The sequence below is a fragment of the Pedobacter paludisoli genome (assembly GCF_052344095.1).
In the GTDB taxonomy this organism is placed as follows: domain Bacteria; phylum Bacteroidota; class Bacteroidia; order Sphingobacteriales; family Sphingobacteriaceae; genus Pedobacter.
Window position 1 is genome coordinate 3,723,462 of sequence record NZ_CP179926.1, and the last position, 20,940, is coordinate 3,744,401.

Here is a 20,940-nt window from a genome sequence, read left to right on the forward strand (position 1 = left end):
TAAATGAAAAAATCATACCTCTTTGTTGTCTGCATAACCGCTGTGTTCGCATGCAAGCAAAAAAACAGCTCAAGTGATAGCACTGCTGAAAATAAGGACTTCGCTTCTATGTGCGAAAATTATTACCAAGACGGTTTAAAAATGTCACCACTCCAAGCAACATACATTGGTGATGAGCGCTATAACGACTTGCTGCCAAATGATGGATCACAAGCATATTTAAACGAGTACAAGAACTTCAATAAAAGGTATTTGGATAGTTTAGGTGAATACAACAGAGAAGAGCTGAATGAAACTGATAAGTTATCGTATGATTATCTGAAAGATCAATTAGAAATAAACATAGAAGGAGCTAAATATCACTCCGAATACCTTCCCTTTAACCAAATGGTTGCCTTACCGCTTACGATAGGTCAATTGGGTTCTGGAACAGGCGCCCAGCCATTTAAAACAGTAAAGAATTACGAGGATTGGTTAAAGCGTGTACAAGCATTTTCAATTTGGGCCGATACTGCGATTGGAAATTTTAAAAAGGGTGCACAGGTAGGTATTGTTTTACCGAAAGCATTGGTGGTAAAAATGATTCCGCAAATGCGAAGCATGGAGGTGGGTAAGCCCGAAGAGAGTTTGTTTTATGGGCCAATTCTAACCCTACCTAAAGATTTCTCGGAAGCCGATAAACAACGATTAACAGCTGAGTATAAAAATGCCATTACCAGTGTAATTATTCCTACATATAAAAAATTAGGCGATTATTTAGAAACAGAATATTTGCCAAAAACGCGTAGTACATCTGGTTATGCTGCTATGCCGGGTGGATTAGAATGGTACACTTTCCTGGTAAAGCAACAAACAACGACCAATAAAACCCCAGAGGAGATTTATCAAACCGGACTAAAGGAAGTTGCCCGAATTAAAGGACAAATGGATAGTATCAAAAATTTGGTTGGTTTTAAAGGTGATTTGAAGGCGTTTTTTGAATATATGAAAACGGATAAAAAATTTATGCCATACAAAACACCCAAGGAAATTTTAGATGCATTTGAGGATATTCATCAGCGAATGAAACCCAATTTAAAGAAAATGTTTGCTGTAGAACCCAAAACTCCGTTCGAAATTCGTCAAACAGAAGCATTTAGAGCAGCATCGGCAAGTGCAGAATATAACCAAGGCTCGGCCGATGGTAGCCGTCCTGGCATTTTTTATGTACCAATATTAGATGCGAAAACTTTTAACATAACGTCGGGTATGGAATCGCTTTTTCTTCATGAAGCAATCCCCGGCCATCATTATCAAATATCGCTAACACAAGAAAATAAATCACTGCCAAATTTCCGTCGTTTTGGTTGGCATAATGCCTATGTTGAAGGTTGGGCTTTATATTGCGAATCCTTAGGTAAAGAATTAGGACTATATCAAGATCCCTATCAACATATGGGTGCCTTGGGTGATGAAATGCATCGCGCCCTTCGTTTAGTGGTTGATGTGGCTATTCATACCAAAAATATGAGCAGAGAAGAAGCCATTAAATACATGACAGACAATGAGGCAATGAGCGTGGAAGGTGCTACTGCAGAAATTGAGCGCTACATGGGAATGCCTGCGCAGGCATTGGGTTATAAAACGGGTGCAATGAAAATTAGAGAGCTTCGAAATAGATATGAAAAGGAATTGGGACCTAAATTTGAATTGGCAGCATTTCATACAGCCGTTTTAAAAGATGGTTCATTACCGTTATCGGTATTTGAGGCGAATATGGATGCTTGGGCCGAAACACAGAAATAAGGAGCCGTAAAAAATAGTTTAACCAAAACAAATCATCCTAAACATTTGGGTATCTAAAAAAATACCCAAATGTTTAAAACTCTTTACTGTTTTAAATGGTTAAAATCTTTAATTTTCGGGTTTTAAACACAGCTACCCTGATTTTAATGAATTTTAAACAATTATGTTCAGCAATTGCGCTCTCAGCAACTATATTAACGGCATGTAACAACACAAAAAAGACCGAGCAACAAAAGGCTGCCGATAAGAAAATTCGTATAAAGGAAGACGATAAGGCTGATAGTCTTTTATTGGTTTACAACCCTGAAAAGGGCGATAAATGGATCGCGAATTTTGTAGATAATCTGCACCGTAAATATGGTTTCAATGGAAACATGCTGGTGGCAAAAGATGGAAAAATTTTATATCAAAAGGCCATTGGTTGGGCCGATTATTTGCATCGCGATAGCCTCAAAATTGGTTCGGAGTTTGAACTGGCTTCCATCACTAAAACCTTTACCGGTGTGGCCATTATGCAATTGGTTGAGGCTGGTAAATTGTCGTTAAACGATAATGTAAAGAAATTTTTTCCAAATTTTCCATACGAGGGAGTTACCGTTAAGTTGTTGTTGTCGCACAGAAGTGGGATGATGAATTACGTGTATTTTATTGATGGAATTTGGCGCAAAGAGCACCGTGATATGAAAAAGGGGGTCAGTAATCAAGATGTGATGAACGTGATTGCTGAGTATAAACCAAACCGCTACATGGCTCCTGACCAAAAATTTCACTATAACAATTCGAATTTCATGGTTTTAGCGGCCATTATAGAAAAAGTAACGGGTAAAACCTATGCCGATTATATGATGGAGCATGTGTTTAAACCTGCCGGGATGAAACATACGCATGTGTACTCGACCACGGTTTATCCGAAAATACCTGTTGATGTGGTGGGGCATGACCGTACGTGGCGCTATTCGGTGGTACAAAACTTCTTGGATGGCCCTGTGGGTGATAAAGGAATTTACAGTACTGTTCAGGATTTATTGCTATATGATAAGTATTTGAAGAATGAACGTTTATTGACGAAAAAAAGTTTAGATACGGCTTATGTACCGCGTAATCCGCCAGTAAATGGTCATTTTAATTACGGTTATGGATGGCGAATGTTTGATGGTAAAGGAATGGATAAAGTGGTGTATCATACGGGTTGGTGGCATGGTTTTCGCCATATTTATGTGCGTGATTTGGATAAAAATATTGTGATTGTTTTTCTGGGTAATTTAACCAACGGCAGCTTGATGCATTTGGATGATTTGTACAAGCATTTTGATATGCCAGTCATCAGGAAAGGTGCGTATCACGGAAATGGTAGTTTACCGGGTAGTGACGAGGATTAGGCTTCCTTTTTTTTGCAGGTGCAGAGCTTAACTAAACCCGGGTGCAGCGATTATGTTGTTTTTCGCAACATTTAGCAGAAAACGGGACGAACGCTTGTTAGATGCCGGAGTATTGCTTTTCAAAAGGCTAAAGAATTAATATGAAAGCAAAATGTATTAGCTTTGTATTGACTAAAAAAAATAACTATGCTTGATAAATTGTTTGCGGCTCAACAAAAGGCCGAAGAAATAAAAAAGCGTCTGGATACGATTTCGGTGTTTGGCGAGGTAGAAAATGGAGCGATTAAAATTACTGCTACGGCAAATAAAGTAATTAAGGCAATTGATATTGATGAAACGTTTTTTAAGCAGGCCGATAGAGAAGAACTTGAAGAGCTGCTTTTAACTGCAATTAATAAAACATTGGTAAATGCAGAACAAGTAAGTGCCGCAGAAATGCAGTCGTCTGCTAAAGATATGCTTGGCGGTTTGGGTGGTATGTTTGGTGCTTAATCGGTAATCTCTATTTAAATTTATACATCATGAAATATACGTATTACGGACAATCGTGTTTCTTGTTAGAAACAGCGAGTAAGAAATTGCTTTTCGACCCTTTTATTTCACATAACCCTTTAGCAAAACACATTGATAAGAAGGGAATAGAGGCTGATTATATTTTGGTGAGCCATGGTCATGCAGATCATGTAGCCGACTTAATTGAATTGGCTAAGCAAACCAATGCTACCGTTATTGCGATGGCAGAGATTGCAGATTGGGTGCAAAAACAAGGTGTAGAGCTCGTGCATGGGATGAATTATGGTAAGTTTACCTTTGATTGGGGAACTGTACGAATGGTGCCTGCTACGCACTCATCAGGTTTGCCAGATGGTAGTTATGGAGGAAATCCGGCAGGTTTTGTGCTGGAGGTAGACGGTTTTCAGATATACTTTGCTGGCGATACCGGTTTAACCATTGAAATGAAGGTATTGGCAGATATTTATAAGCTTGATTATGCTATTCTACCAATCGGAGGAAATTATACTATGGATGTGGATGATGCCATTATTGCTACTAAATATATTCAGTGCAATAAGGTAATTGGTGTGCATTACAATACTTTTCCGGTGATTGAAATTGACTCGCAAATAGCGCTAGATAAATTTAAGCGAGAGGGTAAAACCTTATTGCTTCCAGCGATTGGCGAAACAATTACGTTATAAAATAAAAAAAGCTTGCTTCTGATTTGTAAAGAAGCAAGCTTTTTTTAGAACCACTATTTGTTCTTTTTGGTGGTTGTTTTATTTTCTTTATAGCGCATATCAGGTGTTCCGTCGGCTTTTTTAGGTCCGCTTGGCGCTGCCTTTGCTGCATCTTTATTTTCTTTGTAACGCATGTCGGGTGTTCCATCAGCTTTTGTTTTTGCTGCGGGAGTACTGGTCTTTGCAGGCGTTACAGATTTTTTTACATCTGATTTTGCCGATTTAACTTCTTTTTTAGCCTCGTGTTTGGCTGTTTTTTTTGCAACAGTAGTTGCTGGTGTTTGTGCAAAAGCTGCAGATATTCCAAATGCAACGATGGCAAATAAGCTTGCTAATTTTTTCATGTCCTTTTTAATTTACTCGTTTTTATTGATATAAAATTGAAAACTTGGGATGAAGATTATATGAAGATAAGGAATTAAATTATTGCGATTTATGTTTGTTAAAAAAAATTAATGTGCTGCTAACCAATTATCTCCTTCGCCAATTTCGACAACAATTGGTACAGTTGTTTTAATGGCATTTGGCATACGTTCTAAAATAATGGCTTTCATGGCCTCTTTTTCTGTTTTTAAAACATCGAATACAAGCTCATCATGCACCTGCATTGTCATGGTCGATTGAAGCTTCTGCGCTTTCATATCCTGATGAATGTTAATCATAGCAATCTTAATCATGTCGGCTGCAGAACCTTGAATAGGCGCGTTGATGGCATTTCGTTCGGCAAAGCCCCTTACGGTTGCATTTGCAGAGTTAATATCTCTTAAATAGCGGCGACGCCCCATGATGGTTTGAACGAACCCGTTTTCGCGGGCAAAGTTCATGGTATCGCTCATATACCGTTGTATGCCCGGATATTGTGCGAAATATTGTTCAATTATTTCGGCCGCTTCCTTACGCGGGATACCTAAATTTTGTGATAAGCCAAATGCCGATTGACCATAAATGATACCAAAATTAACGGCTTTTGCATTTCTTCGTTGTGTGCTGGTTACCTCGTCGATGCTTACACCATATACTTTAGCAGCGGTAGCGGTATGAATATCGATTCCTTTGCTAAAGGCATCAAGCATGTTTTCTTCTTTGCTAATATCCGCAATGATGCGTAGTTCTATTTGCGAATAATCGGCTGATAGTAAAATGTGGTTTTCATCGCGGGCAATGAAGGCTTTTCTTACTTCGCGTCCTCTTTCTGTACGAATTGGAATGTTCTGTAAGTTGGGGTTGTTAGAGCTTAAACGACCGGTTGCCGCAACAGCTTGGTTGTATGAGGTGTGCACACGCCCCGTTTTGGGGTTTACCATTAGCGGTAAAGCATCCACATATGTCGATTTTAATTTCTGCAATTGTCTGAAATCTAAAATGTCTTGTACAATGTCGCTTTTACTGGCTAAGGCCAACAGCACGTCTTCACCGGTTTGGTATTGGCCGGTTTTTGTCTTTTTTGCTTTTGGATCGAGTTGAAGTTTATCAAATAACACTTCACCCAATTGTTTTGGAGAAGCGAGGTTAAATTTTACACCCGCTTTTTCATATACATTTTGCTCAAATTTGTTGATGTCTTTTTCGAGCTCGGCAGAATAATTTTTGAGGGTTTCAATATCAATGCGTACCCCTTCTTTTTCGATGTCGGCGAGTACATAAATAAGTGGGTTTTCAATTTCCTCAGCAAGTTTGGCTGCATTGAGCTCTTTTAACTTGGGTTCAAAAATGTTGGCCAATTGCAAGGTTATATCAGCGTCTTCAGCGGCATAATCAACCACATCAGCTACTGGAACATCGCGCATATTGCCTTGATTTTTTCCTTTTGCGCCAATTAATTTGGTAATAGAAATAGGGCTGTATCCCAGATAGTTTTCGGCCAATACATCCATGCCGTGCCGAGTATCCGGGTCAATTAAATAATGAGCCAACATCGTATCAAAGAGTTTTCCACTAACATTAATTCCGTACCATTTTAAAACCAAAATATCGTATTTAATATTTTGCCCTATTTTAATGATGGTGTCGTTTTCTAATACCGGTTTAAATTCATTAACAATGCTTTGTGCTTCTTCCTGATTTGCTGGAATGGGAATGTAAAAGCCTTCACCTACCTGTGTTGAAAAAGAAAGACCTACCAGTTCTACTTGATTGGCATCGGTTCCGGTTGTTTCGGTATCGAACGCAATTCTGTCTAAACCCAGTAATTTATTGATTAATTCTGCCCGTTTATCCGCTGTGTCAATTAATTCGTATTGATGTGCTGTATTATCAATGTTTTTAGTAGCTCCCAACGGTAACTCATCCTCATTTGTAACGATAACAGTGCTTACTACGGAGCTTGTTGGAGTACTGAATAAATCGGTTTGGGTACCAGCTAAAACTTGACCGCTGGTCACGCTAAAATCATCGCCAAAAACACGTTTTCCAAGCGTTCTGAATTCCAGTTCTGCAAAAAGAGGTTCAAGCACTTCGCGGTTGGGTTCGCACATGGTGAGGCTTTCTTCATCTAATTCAATTGGAACATTTAATAAAATAGTAGCTAGTTTTTTTGAGATTAAGCCTTGCTCGGCAAAATTCTCTACATTTTCGCGTTGCTTTCCTTTTAATTGGTCGGCATTGGCGATGATGTTTTCCATGGAGCCAAATTGTTTGATTAAAAGTTTGGCTGTTTTTTCGCCAATTCCAGGAATCCCTGGGATATTGTCAACGGCATCGCCCCATAAACCTAAAATATCAATTACTTGCAATACATTGTCGATTTCCCATTTCGCTAAAACTTCTTTTACGCCTAAAATTTCCATTTCGTTACCCATACGTGCGGGTTTGTAAATGAAAATATTATCGGAAACTAACTGTGCGAAATCTTTATCAGGAGTCATGCAGTATACTTGATATCCTTTTTGCTCAGCTTTTTTAGCGAGGGTACCAATAATATCATCGGCCTCGTAGCCGTCCATGGTAATAACAGGAATATTAAAACCTTCAATTAATTTGATTACGTACGGCAATGCTTTCGATAAATCTTCGGGCATAGCCTCGCGATGTGCTTTGTATGCTTCAAACTCGATGTGTCTTTCGGTTGGCGCCGCTGTATCGAACACGACCGCCAGATGACTTGGTTTTTCTTTCTTTAGTAATTCCAACAAGGTATTGGTAAAGCCCATTACGGCAGAAGTATTGACGCCCGTAGAGGTAAACCGTGGATTTTTACTTAATGCAAAATGTGCCCTGTATATTAAGGCCATGCCATCTAAAAGAAAGAGTTTTTTCATAAAAATAAATCGTTATATGCGTGCACATATAGTGTTTGCGCGCAAAAGTGATAAATTAACCAAAGTTAACCTTTTGGTAAAGATTACAGGTAAATTAAGACAAGCAATATAAAAAAATTATAGGCTATGTTAAATGCACAGAAAAATGCGTTATTTTAAAAATCAATTTTAATATGAAAACAGTATTCGTTTTAGCAGGCTTACTTATTACAACTTTCTTTTCGGTAACTGCACAAGATTTTGTGATTAAGAATGACGATTCGGTTATTCGCGGAACCGTAAAAGGAACCGATTACTTTTCGGTTTATATCCGAGAAAATGATGAAAAGGATGTTATTTTATTAGCGAAGGATGTAAAGAGTTTTTTCTGGAATGGGAATAGCTATCTCAGTAAGGGCTTTGCCGGAAGAAATGATTTGAGTTATCGATTTGTAAAGGTGCTCGAATTGGGGACTGTTAATTTGTACACTTTTGGTGGAGAAAGGTTAATGCCGGTTGCAAAGCAAAGTAAAACCAAGTTTAGACCGACTATAGGAATTGGAACAGGTACCGGTGGTGGAAGCATGGGTGGCGTAGGGTTAGGTGGTGGAATAAGCTTTGGCGGTGGAGGAAGCGCCGAGCCAGAGCAGCCTGCAGGTGCTCCGGCAATTAAGTACTTCTTAGAGAAACCCGGAACCGGACCCATGCAGGAGATTCCGATGAAGGCGATTACCGATGATGCTCAAAAAGCACAGGTAAAAACAATTCTTTTGCAAAAATTAGGCGATCAAGCTACTGTTAAAACCAAAATAGAAAGTGGAAGCGATTTTAACAGTAGAGATGTGATTAATCTGGTTCAGGAATATAACGCGATAAAGAAATAGGTTTTAACGGGCTATACAGGTAACGAGATGGTCGTTTACCATGCCGGTTGCTTGCATAAAGGCATAGCAAATGGTCGTGCCGAAAAATTTGAATCCACGCTTCTTCATGTTTTTGCTAATGGTATCTGAAATTTCGGTGCGTGCCGGAACTTCGCCCATCGATTTTATCTGATTAATTAAAGGTTTTTCATTCGGCATAAACCCCCAAATGTATTTCGAAAAGCTGCCAAATTCTTTTTGGATTTCGATAAACAATTGCGCATTCTTGATAGCGCTGTTTATTTTTAATCGATTACGAATAATGCCCGCATCCTGCATAAGACGCTCCACATCTTCTTCCGTAAAGTTGGCCACTTTTTCCACCTCGAACTGTGCAAAGGCATTTCGATAGTTTTCTCTTCTCCGAAGAATGGTTATCCAGCTAAGCCCGGCTTGAGCACCTTCTAAAAGTAAAAATTCAAACAATGTTTTGTCGTCGTATACCGGCTTGCCCCACTCTTCATCGTGGTAACGTATATACAAAGGGTCTGTGCCAGCCCAGCTACAGCGGATTTGGTTTTCGGTTGTCATAGGTAAGTGAATTACGCTTTAGAATTTAGTTCATCCCAATATTCTACCGCTCTTCGGTAGTGCGGAATAACAATTGATCCGCCCACTAAATTGGCAATCATAAAAATCTCGTTCATTTCATCGCTGTTCACGCCGGCGTCAAAGCATTTGCCTAAATGGTACTTAATACAATCGTCGCAGCGTAAAACCATAGAAGCAACCAAGCCTAACATTTCTTTTGTTTTAACCGATAAAGCACCTTCGGCATACGAGGTGGTGTCCAATGCAAAAAAGCGTTTGATGTTGGTGTTCGCGGTTTCCATTATTCTATCGTTCATTTTTTCACGATAGTCGTTAAATTCTTCTACAAGTTTGCCCATGCTGGTTGAAATTTAGGTGTGTGAATGTTTGAGAGAGCGCTGGTGAATTACAGGTTTATTTCTTGAAGCGGATCCCAAAACACTTTTTTGAAATGAACAATTTTATCGTTTTTTACTTCAATTCCTTCTGCGTTTAATAGGTCGATCATAAGCTCCGGAGGATTAAAATGAAACTTTCCGGTTAAAAGACCGCTGCTGTTGACTACACGATGTGCCGGAACTTGTGGATATGCTGTTCCGGCATAACTCATGGCATGGCCAACCATACGCGATGATTTGGCCGCGCCTAAACTTTTAGCGATGGCTCCATAAGACGTCACTCTTCCTTTCGGAATTAAGCGGACAACCTCATATACCTGTTCGTAAAAATTTGTATTCATTATTCAAAAGAAAATTGAATGTAATTAATGTTTTTATCGTGAAGCAAGTATTTCTTTTCGTAATAGGTTTTGATGCGTAAAACATCATCCACCAAATCAGAAGTGTATAAATGATCCGTGTTTTTATGCACAATTAAACCGAGTTCTTGCACCTTTTCGCAGGTGTAGGCGTATAAATCGTCGTTATCGGTTTTTAAATTAACCTTGCCGCCTTTTTTTAAAACTTCTTTGTATCGATTTAAAAAACCTGGAAAAGTTAAACGCTTTTTTTCTCTGCTATCTTGAGGTTGTGGATCTGGAAATGTAATCCAAATCTCGTCAATCTCATTACTGCCGAAGTAGTCTAATAGATTTTCAATTTGAATGCGCAAGAAGGCAACGTTATGAATGCCTTCGTCAAGCGCTGTTTTTGCTCCCCTCCAAATTCTATTTCCTTTGTAGTCAATTCCGATGAAATTCTTTTCAGGGAATAACTTGGCTAAATTTACCGTGTATTCGCCTTTACCGCAAGCGAGTTCTAACACTACCGGATGGTTATTTTGAAAAGCTTTATTTGCCCAATCGCCTTTTAAAGGCTGCCCTTCTTCTAGTTCATATACATTTGCAAAAGTGCCTATCTCTGCAAAACGTCTAAGTTTATCTTTACCCAATTCTTTTTTCTGCAAATTTAAGCAATCTTATTTGGTAACAACACGTTGGTGTTAAACTTTTTCAAAGCAAGCTGCCCATACTTGTTTGGTTTTTTTGTATTTTTAGGGCAAAAAAAGTCATCATTGGAAAAGAACGCTAAAATATTTATTGCCGGCCACCGAGGAATGGTTGGTTCAGCTATTTATCGCAAACTGCAAAAAGAAGGATTTGAGAATTTATTGGTTAAAACATCTGCCGAATTGGATTTACGGAATCAACAAGCGGTAGCGGATTTTTTTGCGCAAGAAAAGCCCGATTATGTTTTTCTAGCAGCTGCAAAAGTAGGGGGTATTGTAGCCAATAATACTTACCGTGCCGATTTTCTGTATGAAAATTTAGCCATTCAAAACAATGTGATTCACAGCGCATATGTAAACGGCGTAAAGAAACTCATGTTTCTAGGTTCTAGTTGTATTTATCCTAAAATGGCTCTACAACCCTTGAAAGAGGAGTATTTGTTAACCGGAACATTAGAGCACACCAATGAGCCGTATGCGATAGCTAAAATTGCCGGAATAAAAATGTGCGATGCATACCGTGATCAGTATGGGTGCAATTTCATCTCGGTGATGCCAACAAATTTATACGGATATAACGATAATTACCACCCTCAGAATTCGCATGTGTTACCAGCCTTAATTCGTAAAGTACATGAGGCAAAAGTAAACAATGAGAAAGAAGTAGTGGTTTGGGGTTCGGGTTCGCCAATGCGTGAATTTTTATTTGCCGATGATTTAGCAGACGCTTGTTATTACCTAATGGAAAATTATAACGAGCCTAATTTAATTAATATTGGAACAGGAAGTGATTTAACCATTAAAGATTTAGCTTTGCTAATTAAGGATGTGTTAGGTTACGATGGAGAGTTGGTATTTGATGCCACAAAACCAGATGGTACCCCACGTAAATTGATGGATGTAAGTAAACTGAATAATTTCGGTTGGAAACATAAAATAGAATTGCCAGAAGGAATTGCTCTAGCTTATGAAGATTTTTTAAGTAAGCTGTAAGCCTTTTAAAATAAGATAAATGAAGGGTCAGGATTTATTTCTCGACCCTTTTGCTTTTAATTTTTATCTATAGTTAAAATTTATATATTTGATAACATCAATCAATTTTAATTATATGACGCTTGTGCAGCTTGAATACATCGTTGCGGTAGATACCTACAGAAGTTTTGTGGCCGCAGCCGAAAATTGTTTTGTAACGCAGCCAACTTTGAGTATGCAGATTCAGAAACTCGAAGAGTTGTTAAACGTTCGTTTATTTGACAGAAGCAAGCAACCGGTAACACCCACTGAAATTGGGATTCAGGTTATTGCGCAAGCGCGCGTAATACTGCAAGAAAGCGGAAAAATTAAAGAGCTAATAAGCAGTCAACAGCAGGATGTTTTGGGCGAATTGCGCATTGGGGTTATACCAACAGTTGCGCCCTATTTATTGCCGAAGGTAATTGCAGCTATGATGGAAAAATATCCGGATTTGAAACTCTTAATTTGGGAGTATACCACAGAGGATATCATCCATCATTTGAAAACCGGGGTAATTGATTGCGGTATTTTAGCCACTCCATTAGCGGAGGCTAATATCTTGGAAGCGCCATTGTACTACGAGAATTTTGTGAGTTATTTGAGTAAAGAAAGTAAACTGTATAAAAAGAAGGCTGTTAATGCGGAAGATTTAAATGATGAAAATATCTGGCTCTTAAACGAAGGACATTGCATGCGGAATCAGGTTTTGAATATTTGCCGTACTTCAAGAAACCATAAATTACAAGGATTGGAATACAATACCGGTAGCGTAGAAACGTTGATTCGGATGGTAGATTTAAACGGAGGAGCAACCTTGTTACCTGAGCTAGCAATTTCTGAATTAACAACCAAGCAAAGCGCTAAAGTGCGCTATTTTAAATCGCCTGAACCTGTACGCGAAATTAGTTTGGTTACCCATAAAAATTTCATCAAAATGCGTATGTTAAATGCCTTGAAAGAAGAGATTTTAGAAGTAGTACCGAAAACAATGAAACAAAAAAAGAAAAAAGATATTATCGATATTTAAGGCGAATTCAATAGAATTTTTTAATCTTTTTAAATGGAATCTCCTTCACTTCGTTTTAAATGATCCGCGAGTTTATAACTTTTCACTTCGGGATTTTTATCTTCCATCATGATGAGGATAATAAGTGATATGATAGGTATGAGAAAGGAAATGAAAAACCAAAACCAAAAATTGCGACCAGTTCTTTGGGCTAGGCAGCCCGCTAAAATTTGTGGTGAGAGCAACAGCCCTAAAACAACAATTCCAACAAGTATTTCTGGCATTTCGGTAAAGATTAAGGGATGCTAAAAGTTGCCAATTGGTATACCTTTAGTCAGGCTTACTGATCTTGTTTTTCTAGTGGTGGAGCAGACAATAATCCCTTGATGTCGCTAGGGGCTTCTTCCTCTTCATTTTTTTTCTTTTTCTTCTTTTTGGTTTTGTCTGTAATTCCGCTTAAACGCTCTTCAATAATTTTATCGTACTCTGTTTGTTGTTCTCCTTTTAACACCTCACGAATTTTTTGTGAAGTTTCGTTTTGAAGTTTGTAAAATTTATCAACGTCATCTTCTCTTGAATTTCCAGCCTGTTGCCTTTTAATTAAATCGTTCTGCTCTTTTGCTTGATTGAAAGTATAGCTGTAAATAATGCTTTTTTGCGTGTCGTTCAATTTAAGTCTTTTATCCAGGTCGTCTACATTTTTTTTAGCGATTTCTGCAGGAGTAGGCATTTTATTAGGTTGTTGTGCATGTGCAATTCCGCTTAATCCAATGAAAAGTAAAACTGAAAATAGAAGGTGCTTCATTTTGTAGAAAATTTAATATGTAACGAAGGTATCAATTTATCTGAAAACATAAAAGCCTGCAAATGGTATAATTTGCAGGCTTTTAAAGTAATTAAGGGTTATTACAATGCTTTTTTGTACAATTCAGCAACAGCATCCCAGTTAACAACATTCCAAATAGCCGCTAAGTAATCAGGGCGTTTGTTTTGGTATTTTAAATAGTAAGCGTGCTCCCAAACGTCGATACCTAAAATTGGCTGACCTTTTACTTCAGCAACATCCATTAAAGGATTATCTTGATTTGGCGTTGAAGAAACTTGAAGTTTTTTATCTGCACCAACTGATAACCAAGCCCAACCTGAACCAAAACGAGTAGCACCAGCTTCTTGCATTTTAGTTTTTAATTCAGCAAATGAACCAAAAGCTTCGTTAATTGCTTTTGCTAAATCGCCAGTAGGCTCGCCACCTTTGTTTGGCCCTAAGATAGTCCAGAATAAAGAGTGGTTATAGTGACCACCACCGTTGTTTCTAACAGCAGCTGGATATTTCGAAATATTGGTAATAATGTCTTCGATTTTTGCATTTGCACCGTCTTTACCTTCTAAAGCTTTGTTTAAGTTGGTAACATAAGCTTGATGGTGTTTGTCATGGTGGATTTCCATGGTTGTTTTATCAATATGCGGTTCTAATGCGTCTGTTGCGTAGTGTAACGCAGGTAATTCAAAAGCCATAATATTTGGATTAATAGATTTAAAAAAATGTTTCTTGAAGCAAATATAACATTCAAAGGCTAATTTTTGTTTAAACCAATGTTTAATTGTTGTAAAATATAGTTGTTAAAACTCGCATGCTTTTCAGAACGATATTTATTTCCGTTTGCTGGCAAAAAAACGCTTCATTAATGCCGCGCAATCTTCAGCCATAACCCCGCCTTTTAATTCGGTTTTGGGATGTAGCAGCGAAGCATTTTTTGAGATGAATCCTCGTTTCTCCTCTCTAGCGCCATACACAATGCGGCTGATTTGCGTCCAGTAACTGGCGCCTGCACACATCACACATGGTTCAATAGTAACATAAAGCGTGCAGTCTTTCAAGTATTTTCCGCCAATGGTTTGTGCTGCGGAAGTAAATGCCTGCATTTCGGCATGTGCCGTTACATCGTTGAAACGCTCGGTAAGGTTATACCCTCTACCAATAATTCGATTTTTGCAAACCACAATTGCGCCAATTGGAATTTCGTTTTCGGCCATAGCTTTTTCAGCCTCTACCAAAGCTAGCTTCATGTAGTGGATGTCTTCAGCCGCTGGATTGTTCTCTTCGAAATTATAAAAACTCATGCCGTAAAGATACTAACTGGTTAATTAGTTTTTTAGTTGTTGATTGTTTTGCAAAACGACGATTCTTTTGCTACGGAAATTTAAGGCTTATGGAAAGGTGGAGTTTTTATCTCAAAAGCACGTAAAGCTTTTCGCAAAGCGATGCATTTGGAAAATTGGTTGAATTAGATAAGCCCTCAAACATTCCACCTTCTACCTTTCTGCTTTCTACCTTCCTTCATTACATCATTTTACTCCCATTGGGTACTTTTCCGGCTAGAGTCGTTAAAATAATGTCGCCGTTTTCATCGGCAAAACCGGTAACTAAAAATTCTGACATGAATTTTCCAATTTGCTTTTTTGGAAAATTGATCACGCCGATGATTTGTTTCCCAATTAATTCTTCGGGGCGATAATGTTTGGTGATTTGTGCACTGCTGGTTTTTATACCAAATTCACCAAAATCTACCTGAACTTTATACGCTGGTTTTCTCGCTTCGGGATAATCCAAAACGGCTAAAATGGTACCGGCTCTTAATTCAACTTTTTCAAAATCATCCCAATTTATTTGTTGCATAGAATTCGTTTATAAGGTGTGTAACAAATGTAAACAATAAATAAGCGACTTATAAAAAAGGAATCATTAATTATAAATGTTTTTTGCAAACGATTGCATAGCATGCTTTTGGCTCATTCCGTGTTGATTATATCTTATTGGCCTAATATTTTGTGCAGAATTTGATAAAAAATTTGCGAGTAATAAATTTACGACTATCTTTATGCAACCGTTTGCATAACCAAATAGAAAAAAGAAGAGAAATATGTATTTATTAGGTATTGATATAGGCACGTCGTCTATCAAAGTTGCAGTTGTAGATGTAGAAACGCAAAGGAGTGTGGTAACTGCACAATACCCTGAAGTGGAGGCAGAAATTAAATCTGTTCATCCGGGTTGGGCCGAACAATCGCCAACCGATTGGTGGGAAAATGCAAAGAAGGCTATATTGAAAGTAAATGCTTCAGGATTGTTTAAGCCTGAGGAAATAAAAGCAATTGGTATTGCGTACCAAATGCATGGTTTGGTGGTAGTTGATAAGGCGCAAAATGTGCTGCGCGATAGTATTATTTGGTGTGATAGTCGTGCCGTTGAATTAGGAGAGCAAGCCTTTGAGTCCATTGGCGGCGATAATTGCCTGCATAGTTTATTGAACTCTCCGGGAAATTTTACCGCCTCTAAATTGGCTTGGGTAAAAAACAACGAGCCTGAAATTTATCAGCAAATAGATAAGATTATGCTGCCCGGCGATTTCTTAGCCATGAAACTGACTGGAGAAATTAGCACCAGCATTGCCGCTTTATCAGAAGGGATTTTTTGGGATTTTAGAAAAGACCAAGTATCAGAGGAAGTAATGGCTTACTATGACTTAGATAAAAACCTAATCCCAGAAATAAAACCACTTTTTTCGGAACACGCATATTTAACAGAAGAAGCCGCGCAACTTTTAGGTTTAACCAAGGGGATTCCGGTTTCGTATAAATCGGGCGATCAGCCAAATAATGCCTTGTCTTTAAATGTGTTAAAACCTGGTGAAGTAGCCGCAACCGCTGGTACCTCTGGTGTAATTTATGGTGTAAGTGATAATTTAACCTATGATTCGCAATCGCGTGTAAACACTTTTGCGCATGTAACGTATACACCTGAAGAAAAACACACAGGTGTCCTTTTGTGTATCAATGGAGTTGGGAGCTTATACCGCTGGGCAAAACATACCTTCGCACCGACGGTAAGTTATGCCGATTTAAATGTTCTTGCCGCTTCGGCGCCAATTGGCAGTAATGGTTTAAAAGTATTGCCTTTCGGGAACGGCTCGGAGCGCATGTTGAACAATCGCTATACCGGCGCTCAATTTTCAGGTATCGATTTAAATACACATAACCAAGCAAGTATTTTTAGAGCGGTGCAGGAAGGGATTGCATTTTCATTTCGTTATGGGCTCGATATCATGCGCGAAAACGGCATGAAGCCTAGCGTGATTAGAGCGGGGAAGGCGAATTTATTTTTAAGCGATTTATTTGCACAAACCTTTGTGGATGTAACCGGTATTCCTGTAGAGCTTTATGAAAACGATGGTAGTGTGGGCGCAGCATTAGGGGCAGGTATTGGTGCGGGTATTTTTAAAAATGCAGAAGAAGCATTTACTCATCACGAAGTACTCAAAGTTATCCATCCAAAAAATTCCGAAGCTTATGAGCCGGTGTATGAAGCATGGAAAGAATTAGTAGTGAAAAAGTTAAATTAATCGGGGTAAACCCAACAAAGATGTATAATTAAGGAACGTATAAAATCAAATACAATGACAAAAGTAGTAACAGGAGCAAACGAATTTTTCAAAGGAATTGACCAAATCAAATACGAAGGTTTGGAAAGCGATAATCCATTAGCTTTTAGATGGTACGATGCAACGAAAGTAGTTGCCGGAAAAACCATGAACGAGCACTTTAAATTTGCGTGTGCATATTGGCATTCATTCAATGGAAACGGAGCTGATCCATTTGGTGGGGCCACGCACGTATTCCCTTGGGATCAAAAAAGTGATGCCGTTGAGCGTGCAAAAGATAAAATGGACGCCGCGTTTGAGTTTATTACAAAAATGCAAATTCCGTATTACTGTTTCCATGATGTGGACGTGGTAGATTATACTGATAACGTGGTAGAAAACGAACGTCGATTACAAGCTTTGGTAGAATATGCCAAGCAAAAACAAGCTGAAAGTGGTGTGAAATTACTTTGGGGTACCGCTAATTTGTTCAGTCACCAACGCTATATGAATGGAGCTTCAACCAATCCTGATTTTCATGTGTTAGCACATGGTGGCGCACAAGTAAAAGCAGCTTTGGATGCAACCATCGCCTTAGGGGGTGAAAATTACGTGTTCTGGGGTGGTCGTGAAGGTTACATGAGTTTGTTGAATACCAATATGAAACGCGAACAAGAACATTTAGCAAAGTTCTTACACACCGCAAAAGATTATGCACGTAAGCAAGGCTTTAAAGGCACTTTCTTTATTGAGCCAAAACCATGTGAGCCTTCTAAACATCAATACGATTACGATGCAGCAACGGTTACTGGTTTTTTACAGAAATACGATTTGTTGAACGACTTTAAATTGAATTTGGAAGTTAATCACGCAACTTTAGCTGGCCATACCTTTCAGCACGAACTGCAAGTGGCTGTCGACAATGGATTGTTGGGTTCAATTGATGCCAACCGTGGTGATTACCAAAACGGATGGGATACCGACCAATTTCCAAACGACATCAACGAATTAACAGAATCTATGTTAATCATCTTAGAAGGTGGAGGTCTACAAGGTGGAGGCGTAAACTTCGACGCGAAAATCCGTCGTAACTCAACCGATCAAAAAGATTTATTCTATGCCCACATCGGTGGGATGGATATTTTTGCCCGTGCCTTGATTACAGCAGATGCCATTCTTCAAAAATCAGATTATAAAAAAATCAGAACCGAACGTTACGCATCTTTTGATAGCGGAAAAGGTGCGGAATTTGAACAAGGAAAATTAAGTCTAGAAGATTTAAGAAATTATGCCGCTGAGCAAGGCGAACCAGAAGTACGCAGCGGTAAACAAGAATACCTTGAGAATTTAATTAACAGATATATTTAACATATAGAAAGAGGGGTATGAGCCCCTCTTTTTTATGAATAACTGTCATCAAGACATTTTTTTTGTTAAAAAAAAATATTTTATTTGATGATTTTATTACATTTAACCCCTAAACCAAATAAACCTTCTAAATGAAAGTTACAGATTACATTATTTTTCTAGCCTACTTTGCGGTTGTGGCCGTGTATGGCTTCTGGATTTACCGCCGAAAAAAGCAAGCGCAAATGGACAGCAAGGATTATTTCCTGGCTGAAGGTTCCCTTACTTGGTGGGCAATTGGTACATCGTTAATTGCGTCTAATATTAGTGCGGAGCAGTTTGTTGCCATGAGTGGCGATGGATTCAAATTAGGTTTAGCTATTTCTGCCTATGAGTGGATTGCTGCTGCAACGTTGATTATTGTCGCAGTATTCTTTATTCCGGTGTATCTAAAAAACAAAATTTACACCATGCCTCAATTCTTAAGTCAACGCTATAACAGTACCGTTGCGATGATTATGGCGGTGTTCTGGTTACTGTTATACGTGGTTGTAAACTTAACCTCAATCCTTTATCTTGGAGCATTAGCCGTAAGCAGTATTTCAGGAATTGGTTTTTGGTATTGTATGGCAGGCTTAGCGTTGTTTTCGGTAGTTATTGCACTAGGCGGAATGAAAGTAATTGGCTACACCGATGTAATTCAAGTAGCTTTCTTGATCTTTGGAGGTTTGGCTACTACCTATTTAGCTTTAAATTTAGTTAGCGACCATTTTGGTGGTAACGGAGTGTTAGACGGATTGGCGTTTTTACGTGAAAAGGCACCGGATCATTTCCATATGATATTTAAGAATGATAGCGCAAACTATGCTTCATTGCCAGGATTAACGGTAATTTTGGGTGGTATGTGGATTGTTAACTTAAACTACTGGGGATGTAACCAATATATCACACAACGTGCTTTAGGGGCTGATTTAAAAACAGCTCGTAATGGTATTTTATTTGCAGCGTTTTTGAAACTCTTAATGCCGTTGATCGTTGTTTTGCCTGGTATTGCAGTTTACATGTTGTACAAAGAAAATACAGGTATTGATCCGCATTCAATGTTAGTAGGTGGCGAACTTCGCCCAGATAGAGCCTATCCAACGTTGTTGAATATTTTACCAACAGGATTAAAAGGATTGTCTTTTGCTGCTTTAACTGCTGCAATTGTAGCTTCATTGGCAGGTAAAATTAATAGTATTTCTACGATCTATACGTTGGATATCTTTAAGAAACATATAAATAAAGAAGCTTCTGAAGCTAAATTAGTAAGAACTGGACGTTGGGTAGTAGTAGTTGCTATGTTTATTGCAATCATTATTTCTCCATTCTTAGGTATTGATAAAAAAGGTGGTTTTGAGTTTATTCAGGAATATACAGGTTTTGTGAGCCCAGGTATTTTTGCCATGTTTATTTTAGGTTTCTTCTGGAAAAAAACAACTTCTAACGCCGCATTATTTGCTACCATTGGTGGCTTCGGATTGTCGGTACTATTCAAGTTTTTACCGGGGATGATGGATTTATCTTTCCTACACGACTCAGGTTTTGCAGTTGCCAATGCAGAAGGAATTTACGAAATCCCATTCCTAGATCGTATGGGTTTTGTGTTCGTTATTTGTATTGTTGTAATGTATGCAATTAGTATGTTCGAGAACAGTAAAGGAGATAAATCAAATGGATTAGAGGTGGACAGCAGTATGTTTAAAGTTCATCCTTCATTTGCTGTAGGCTCTTTATTTGTAATTGGTATACTTGTGGCGCTTTACTCAATATTCTGGTAAACAACCAACTAAACAAACTATATGTAAGGCTTTCTGAGAAATCAGAGAGCCTTTTTTGTTTATGGAAGTTTAAGGGGGAGCTAGTTCTCCGTTGCTTTTGAGGTTTTTACCTGTTGGCTAAAAAAGCATTAATAGCTTTCATCGCATTTTGTTCCCGTTCAGCACCAAGTCCGTTAATTACAACGTAAGTTGCAGCAAGTGCTTGAAGCTCTTGATGCCAAACTTCCATAAAATGCTCCCGTTGATTCGGAAAATCGCGCAAGGGGTCATCTTGCCAAGGTAAATCAATATCCAGTAACAAGTATAAATCATATGGATATTCTGGAAGTGCATCGAGTACAACTTGAGGCGTTTCTCCGAACATCTCATCGCTCCAGATTTTCACCGTAATAAAAGTGGTGTCGCAAATGATAAAATCGCTCGTGGCAACCGATGCAATGGCTGTTTCTAAAGCAAGTTGACCATAAAACATATTGGCCTCATCTTGCAAAGAATACGGAGGGTTTACTTTCTCGCAATAGTAACGCGCATATTCCGGCACCCAGTTTACATGGTATTCTTTCGCTAAAAATTTAGATAAAGTAGATTTTCCGGTGCTTTCGGGGCCAACAATGGCTATCTTCTTGAGTGGCTTTTGCTGCATGCGCTTAGGGTCAAATAAGATTCAAATGTAGGTAAATGGCTTTAAACAAAAAATCCGGTTGAGGAGGGCTCCTACAACCGGATAATAAACCAAACAAACTATTTATGAAGAAAATCCTCTGATGGTTAACTACTCCATCGAGGAGACTTTAGAA

The 20,940-nt window shown here is 38.5% G+C and carries 22 protein-coding genes; 10 read left to right on the forward strand and 12 right to left on the reverse strand.

The genetic code is table 11. The features are described 5' to 3' along the window. The first annotated feature begins 3 nt into the window (after positions 1-3). The 4 genes from ACJVDK_RS15305 (at position 4) to ACJVDK_RS15320 (ending at position 4,363) form a co-directional block, all read left to right on the forward strand. Entirely contained in the window at positions 4-1,785 is a 1,782-nt protein-coding gene (locus ACJVDK_RS15305) for a DUF885 domain-containing protein (RefSeq protein WP_443937537.1), read from the forward strand. Positions 1,786-1,931: 146 nt separating this feature from the next. After that, the gene (locus ACJVDK_RS15310; protein WP_443937538.1) at positions 1,932-3,164 is read left to right on the forward strand and encodes a serine hydrolase domain-containing protein; all 1,233 of its coding nucleotides are present in this window, start codon (positions 1,932-1,934) and stop codon (positions 3,162-3,164) included. A 186-nt stretch (positions 3,165-3,350) separates the two neighbouring features. Further along, complete coding sequence (locus ACJVDK_RS15315; protein WP_443937539.1) at positions 3,351-3,656, forward strand: YbaB/EbfC family nucleoid-associated protein; 306 nt, start codon at positions 3,351-3,353, stop codon at positions 3,654-3,656. Positions 3,657-3,685: 29 nt separating this feature from the next. After that, positions 3,686-4,363: a metal-dependent hydrolase gene (locus tag ACJVDK_RS15320; protein WP_443937540.1), complete on the forward strand. Its 678-nt coding sequence runs from the start codon at positions 3,686-3,688 to the stop codon at positions 4,361-4,363. A 53-nt stretch (positions 4,364-4,416) separates the two neighbouring features. On the opposite strand, the gene ACJVDK_RS15325 is transcribed toward ACJVDK_RS15320, so the two are convergent. Both ACJVDK_RS15325 and polA read right to left on the reverse strand, forming a co-directional pair. After that, entirely contained in the window at positions 4,417-4,746 is a 330-nt protein-coding gene (locus ACJVDK_RS15325) for a hypothetical protein (protein ID WP_443937541.1), read from the reverse strand. A gap of 108 nt (positions 4,747-4,854) precedes the next feature. Then, positions 4,855-7,659, reverse strand: a complete 2,805-nt coding sequence (gene polA / locus ACJVDK_RS15330; protein WP_443937542.1) for a DNA polymerase I — start codon at positions 7,657-7,659, stop codon at positions 4,855-4,857. 173 nt (positions 7,660-7,832) lie between these two features. On the opposite strand from polA, the gene ACJVDK_RS15335 reads away from it, so the two are divergent. Beyond that, positions 7,833-8,522, forward strand: a complete 690-nt coding sequence (locus ACJVDK_RS15335; RefSeq protein ID WP_443937543.1) for a hypothetical protein — start codon at positions 7,833-7,835, stop codon at positions 8,520-8,522. A 3-nt stretch (positions 8,523-8,525) separates the two neighbouring features. Here the strand turns inward: ACJVDK_RS15335 and ACJVDK_RS15340 are convergent, their stop codons facing one another. Genes ACJVDK_RS15340 through trmB form a run of 4 tightly spaced genes read right to left on the reverse strand, consistent with a single transcriptional unit; the run spans position 8,526 to position 10,481 of the window. Next, a complete protein-coding gene (locus ACJVDK_RS15340) occupies positions 8,526-9,092 on the reverse strand; it encodes a DNA-3-methyladenine glycosylase I (protein WP_443937544.1) in 567 nt (188 codons plus the stop codon). A gap of 11 nt (positions 9,093-9,103) precedes the next feature. Next, entirely contained in the window at positions 9,104-9,451 is a 348-nt protein-coding gene (locus ACJVDK_RS15345; protein WP_443937545.1) for a carboxymuconolactone decarboxylase family protein, read from the reverse strand. 47 nt (positions 9,452-9,498) lie between these two features. Next, entirely contained in the window at positions 9,499-9,831 is a 333-nt protein-coding gene (locus tag ACJVDK_RS15350) for an MGMT family protein (protein ID WP_443937546.1), read from the reverse strand. Continuing rightward, complete coding sequence (trmB, locus tag ACJVDK_RS15355) at positions 9,831-10,481, reverse strand: tRNA (guanosine(46)-N7)-methyltransferase TrmB (RefSeq protein WP_443940063.1); 651 nt, start codon at positions 10,479-10,481, stop codon at positions 9,831-9,833. The genes ACJVDK_RS15350 and trmB overlap by 1 nt, the downstream gene beginning before the upstream one ends. A gap of 123 nt (positions 10,482-10,604) precedes the next feature. Here trmB and fcl point away from each other — a divergent pair, with 123 nt between their 5' ends. Both fcl and ACJVDK_RS15365 read left to right on the forward strand, forming a co-directional pair. After that, positions 10,605-11,531: a GDP-L-fucose synthase gene (fcl, locus tag ACJVDK_RS15360; RefSeq protein WP_443937547.1), complete on the forward strand. Its 927-nt coding sequence runs from the start codon at positions 10,605-10,607 to the stop codon at positions 11,529-11,531. A 115-nt stretch (positions 11,532-11,646) separates the two neighbouring features. Beyond that, entirely contained in the window at positions 11,647-12,579 is a 933-nt protein-coding gene (locus ACJVDK_RS15365; RefSeq protein ID WP_443940064.1) for a LysR substrate-binding domain-containing protein, read from the forward strand. Between the two features lie 29 nt (positions 12,580-12,608). Here the strand turns inward: ACJVDK_RS15365 and ACJVDK_RS15370 are convergent, their stop codons facing one another. From ACJVDK_RS15370 to ACJVDK_RS15390, 5 genes are all read right to left on the reverse strand, one after another. Beyond that, positions 12,609-12,842 (reverse strand): hypothetical protein, encoded by a 234-nt coding sequence (locus ACJVDK_RS15370; RefSeq protein ID WP_443937548.1) that lies wholly within the window; start codon positions 12,840-12,842, stop codon positions 12,609-12,611. Between the two features lie 56 nt (positions 12,843-12,898). Continuing rightward, the gene (locus ACJVDK_RS15375; protein ID WP_443937549.1) at positions 12,899-13,363 is read right to left on the reverse strand and encodes a hypothetical protein; all 465 of its coding nucleotides are present in this window, start codon (positions 13,361-13,363) and stop codon (positions 12,899-12,901) included. A gap of 101 nt (positions 13,364-13,464) precedes the next feature. Then, positions 13,465-14,073: a superoxide dismutase gene (locus tag ACJVDK_RS15380; RefSeq protein WP_443937550.1), complete on the reverse strand. Its 609-nt coding sequence runs from the start codon at positions 14,071-14,073 to the stop codon at positions 13,465-13,467. 135 nt (positions 14,074-14,208) lie between these two features. Further along, positions 14,209-14,679, reverse strand: coding sequence for a nucleoside deaminase (locus tag ACJVDK_RS15385; protein WP_443937551.1), 471 nt, complete (start codon positions 14,677-14,679; stop codon positions 14,209-14,211). A gap of 220 nt (positions 14,680-14,899) precedes the next feature. Next, positions 14,900-15,235 (reverse strand): tRNA-binding protein, encoded by a 336-nt coding sequence (locus ACJVDK_RS15390; protein WP_443937552.1) that lies wholly within the window; start codon positions 15,233-15,235, stop codon positions 14,900-14,902. Positions 15,236-15,479: 244 nt separating this feature from the next. On the opposite strand from ACJVDK_RS15390, the gene ACJVDK_RS15395 reads away from it, so the two are divergent. The 3 genes from ACJVDK_RS15395 to ACJVDK_RS15405 all read left to right on the forward strand — a co-directional run bounded on the left by ACJVDK_RS15395 (position 15,480) and on the right by ACJVDK_RS15405 (position 20,143). Continuing rightward, positions 15,480-16,958: a xylulokinase gene (locus ACJVDK_RS15395; protein ID WP_443937553.1), complete on the forward strand. Its 1,479-nt coding sequence runs from the start codon at positions 15,480-15,482 to the stop codon at positions 16,956-16,958. Positions 16,959-17,012: 54 nt separating this feature from the next. Beyond that, a complete protein-coding gene (gene xylA / locus ACJVDK_RS15400) occupies positions 17,013-18,344 on the forward strand; it encodes a xylose isomerase (RefSeq protein WP_443937554.1) in 1,332 nt (443 codons plus the stop codon). Between the two features lie 131 nt (positions 18,345-18,475). Continuing rightward, positions 18,476-20,143, forward strand: coding sequence for a sodium/sugar symporter (locus ACJVDK_RS15405; RefSeq protein ID WP_443937555.1), 1,668 nt, complete (start codon positions 18,476-18,478; stop codon positions 20,141-20,143). 106 nt (positions 20,144-20,249) lie between these two features. Here ACJVDK_RS15405 and ACJVDK_RS15410 read toward each other — a convergent pair whose 3' ends face one another. Beyond that, positions 20,250-20,786, reverse strand: a complete 537-nt coding sequence (locus tag ACJVDK_RS15410) for an AAA family ATPase (protein WP_443937556.1) — start codon at positions 20,784-20,786, stop codon at positions 20,250-20,252. Positions 20,787-20,940: the final 154 nt, after the last annotated feature.

Excerpts from the sequence above, each read along its gene's own strand:
- ACJVDK_RS15380 (WP_443937550.1), bottom strand. The coding sequence starts at position 14,073 with ATGGCTTTTGAATTACCTGCGTTACACTACGCAACAGACGCATTAGAA.
- ACJVDK_RS15305 (WP_443937537.1), top strand. The coding sequence starts at position 4 with ATGAAAAAATCATACCTCTTTGTTGTCTGCATAACCGCTGTGTTCGCA.
- ACJVDK_RS15315 (WP_443937539.1), top strand. The coding sequence starts at position 3,351 with ATGCTTGATAAATTGTTTGCGGCTCAACAAAAGGCCGAAGAAATAAAA.
- ACJVDK_RS15350 (WP_443937546.1), bottom strand. The coding sequence starts at position 9,831 with ATGAATACAAATTTTTACGAACAGGTATATGAGGTTGTCCGCTTAATT.
- ACJVDK_RS15405 (WP_443937555.1), top strand. The coding sequence starts at position 18,476 with ATGAAAGTTACAGATTACATTATTTTTCTAGCCTACTTTGCGGTTGTG.
- ACJVDK_RS15340 (WP_443937544.1), bottom strand. The coding sequence starts at position 9,092 with ATGACAACCGAAAACCAAATCCGCTGTAGCTGGGCTGGCACAGACCCT.
- ACJVDK_RS15390 (WP_443937552.1), bottom strand. The coding sequence starts at position 15,235 with ATGCAACAAATAAATTGGGATGATTTTGAAAAAGTTGAATTAAGAGCC.
- ACJVDK_RS15395 (WP_443937553.1), top strand. The coding sequence starts at position 15,480 with ATGTATTTATTAGGTATTGATATAGGCACGTCGTCTATCAAAGTTGCA.
- ACJVDK_RS15325 (WP_443937541.1), bottom strand. The coding sequence starts at position 4,746 with ATGAAAAAATTAGCAAGCTTATTTGCCATCGTTGCATTTGGAATATCT.
- xylA (WP_443937554.1), top strand. The coding sequence starts at position 17,013 with ATGACAAAAGTAGTAACAGGAGCAAACGAATTTTTCAAAGGAATTGAC.
- ACJVDK_RS15410 (WP_443937556.1), bottom strand. The coding sequence starts at position 20,786 with ATGCAGCAAAAGCCACTCAAGAAGATAGCCATTGTTGGCCCCGAAAGC.
- ACJVDK_RS15310 (WP_443937538.1), top strand. The coding sequence starts at position 1,932 with ATGAATTTTAAACAATTATGTTCAGCAATTGCGCTCTCAGCAACTATA.
- ACJVDK_RS15375 (WP_443937549.1), bottom strand. The coding sequence starts at position 13,363 with ATGAAGCACCTTCTATTTTCAGTTTTACTTTTCATTGGATTAAGCGGA.
- ACJVDK_RS15370 (WP_443937548.1), bottom strand. The coding sequence starts at position 12,842 with ATGCCAGAAATACTTGTTGGAATTGTTGTTTTAGGGCTGTTGCTCTCA.
- ACJVDK_RS15345 (WP_443937545.1), bottom strand. The coding sequence starts at position 9,451 with ATGGGCAAACTTGTAGAAGAATTTAACGACTATCGTGAAAAAATGAAC.
- ACJVDK_RS15335 (WP_443937543.1), top strand. The coding sequence starts at position 7,833 with ATGAAAACAGTATTCGTTTTAGCAGGCTTACTTATTACAACTTTCTTT.
- polA (WP_443937542.1), bottom strand. The coding sequence starts at position 7,659 with ATGAAAAAACTCTTTCTTTTAGATGGCATGGCCTTAATATACAGGGCA.
- ACJVDK_RS15320 (WP_443937540.1), top strand. The coding sequence starts at position 3,686 with ATGAAATATACGTATTACGGACAATCGTGTTTCTTGTTAGAAACAGCG.
- ACJVDK_RS15385 (WP_443937551.1), bottom strand. The coding sequence starts at position 14,679 with ATGAGTTTTTATAATTTCGAAGAGAACAATCCAGCGGCTGAAGACATC.
- ACJVDK_RS15365 (WP_443940064.1), top strand. The coding sequence starts at position 11,647 with ATGACGCTTGTGCAGCTTGAATACATCGTTGCGGTAGATACCTACAGA.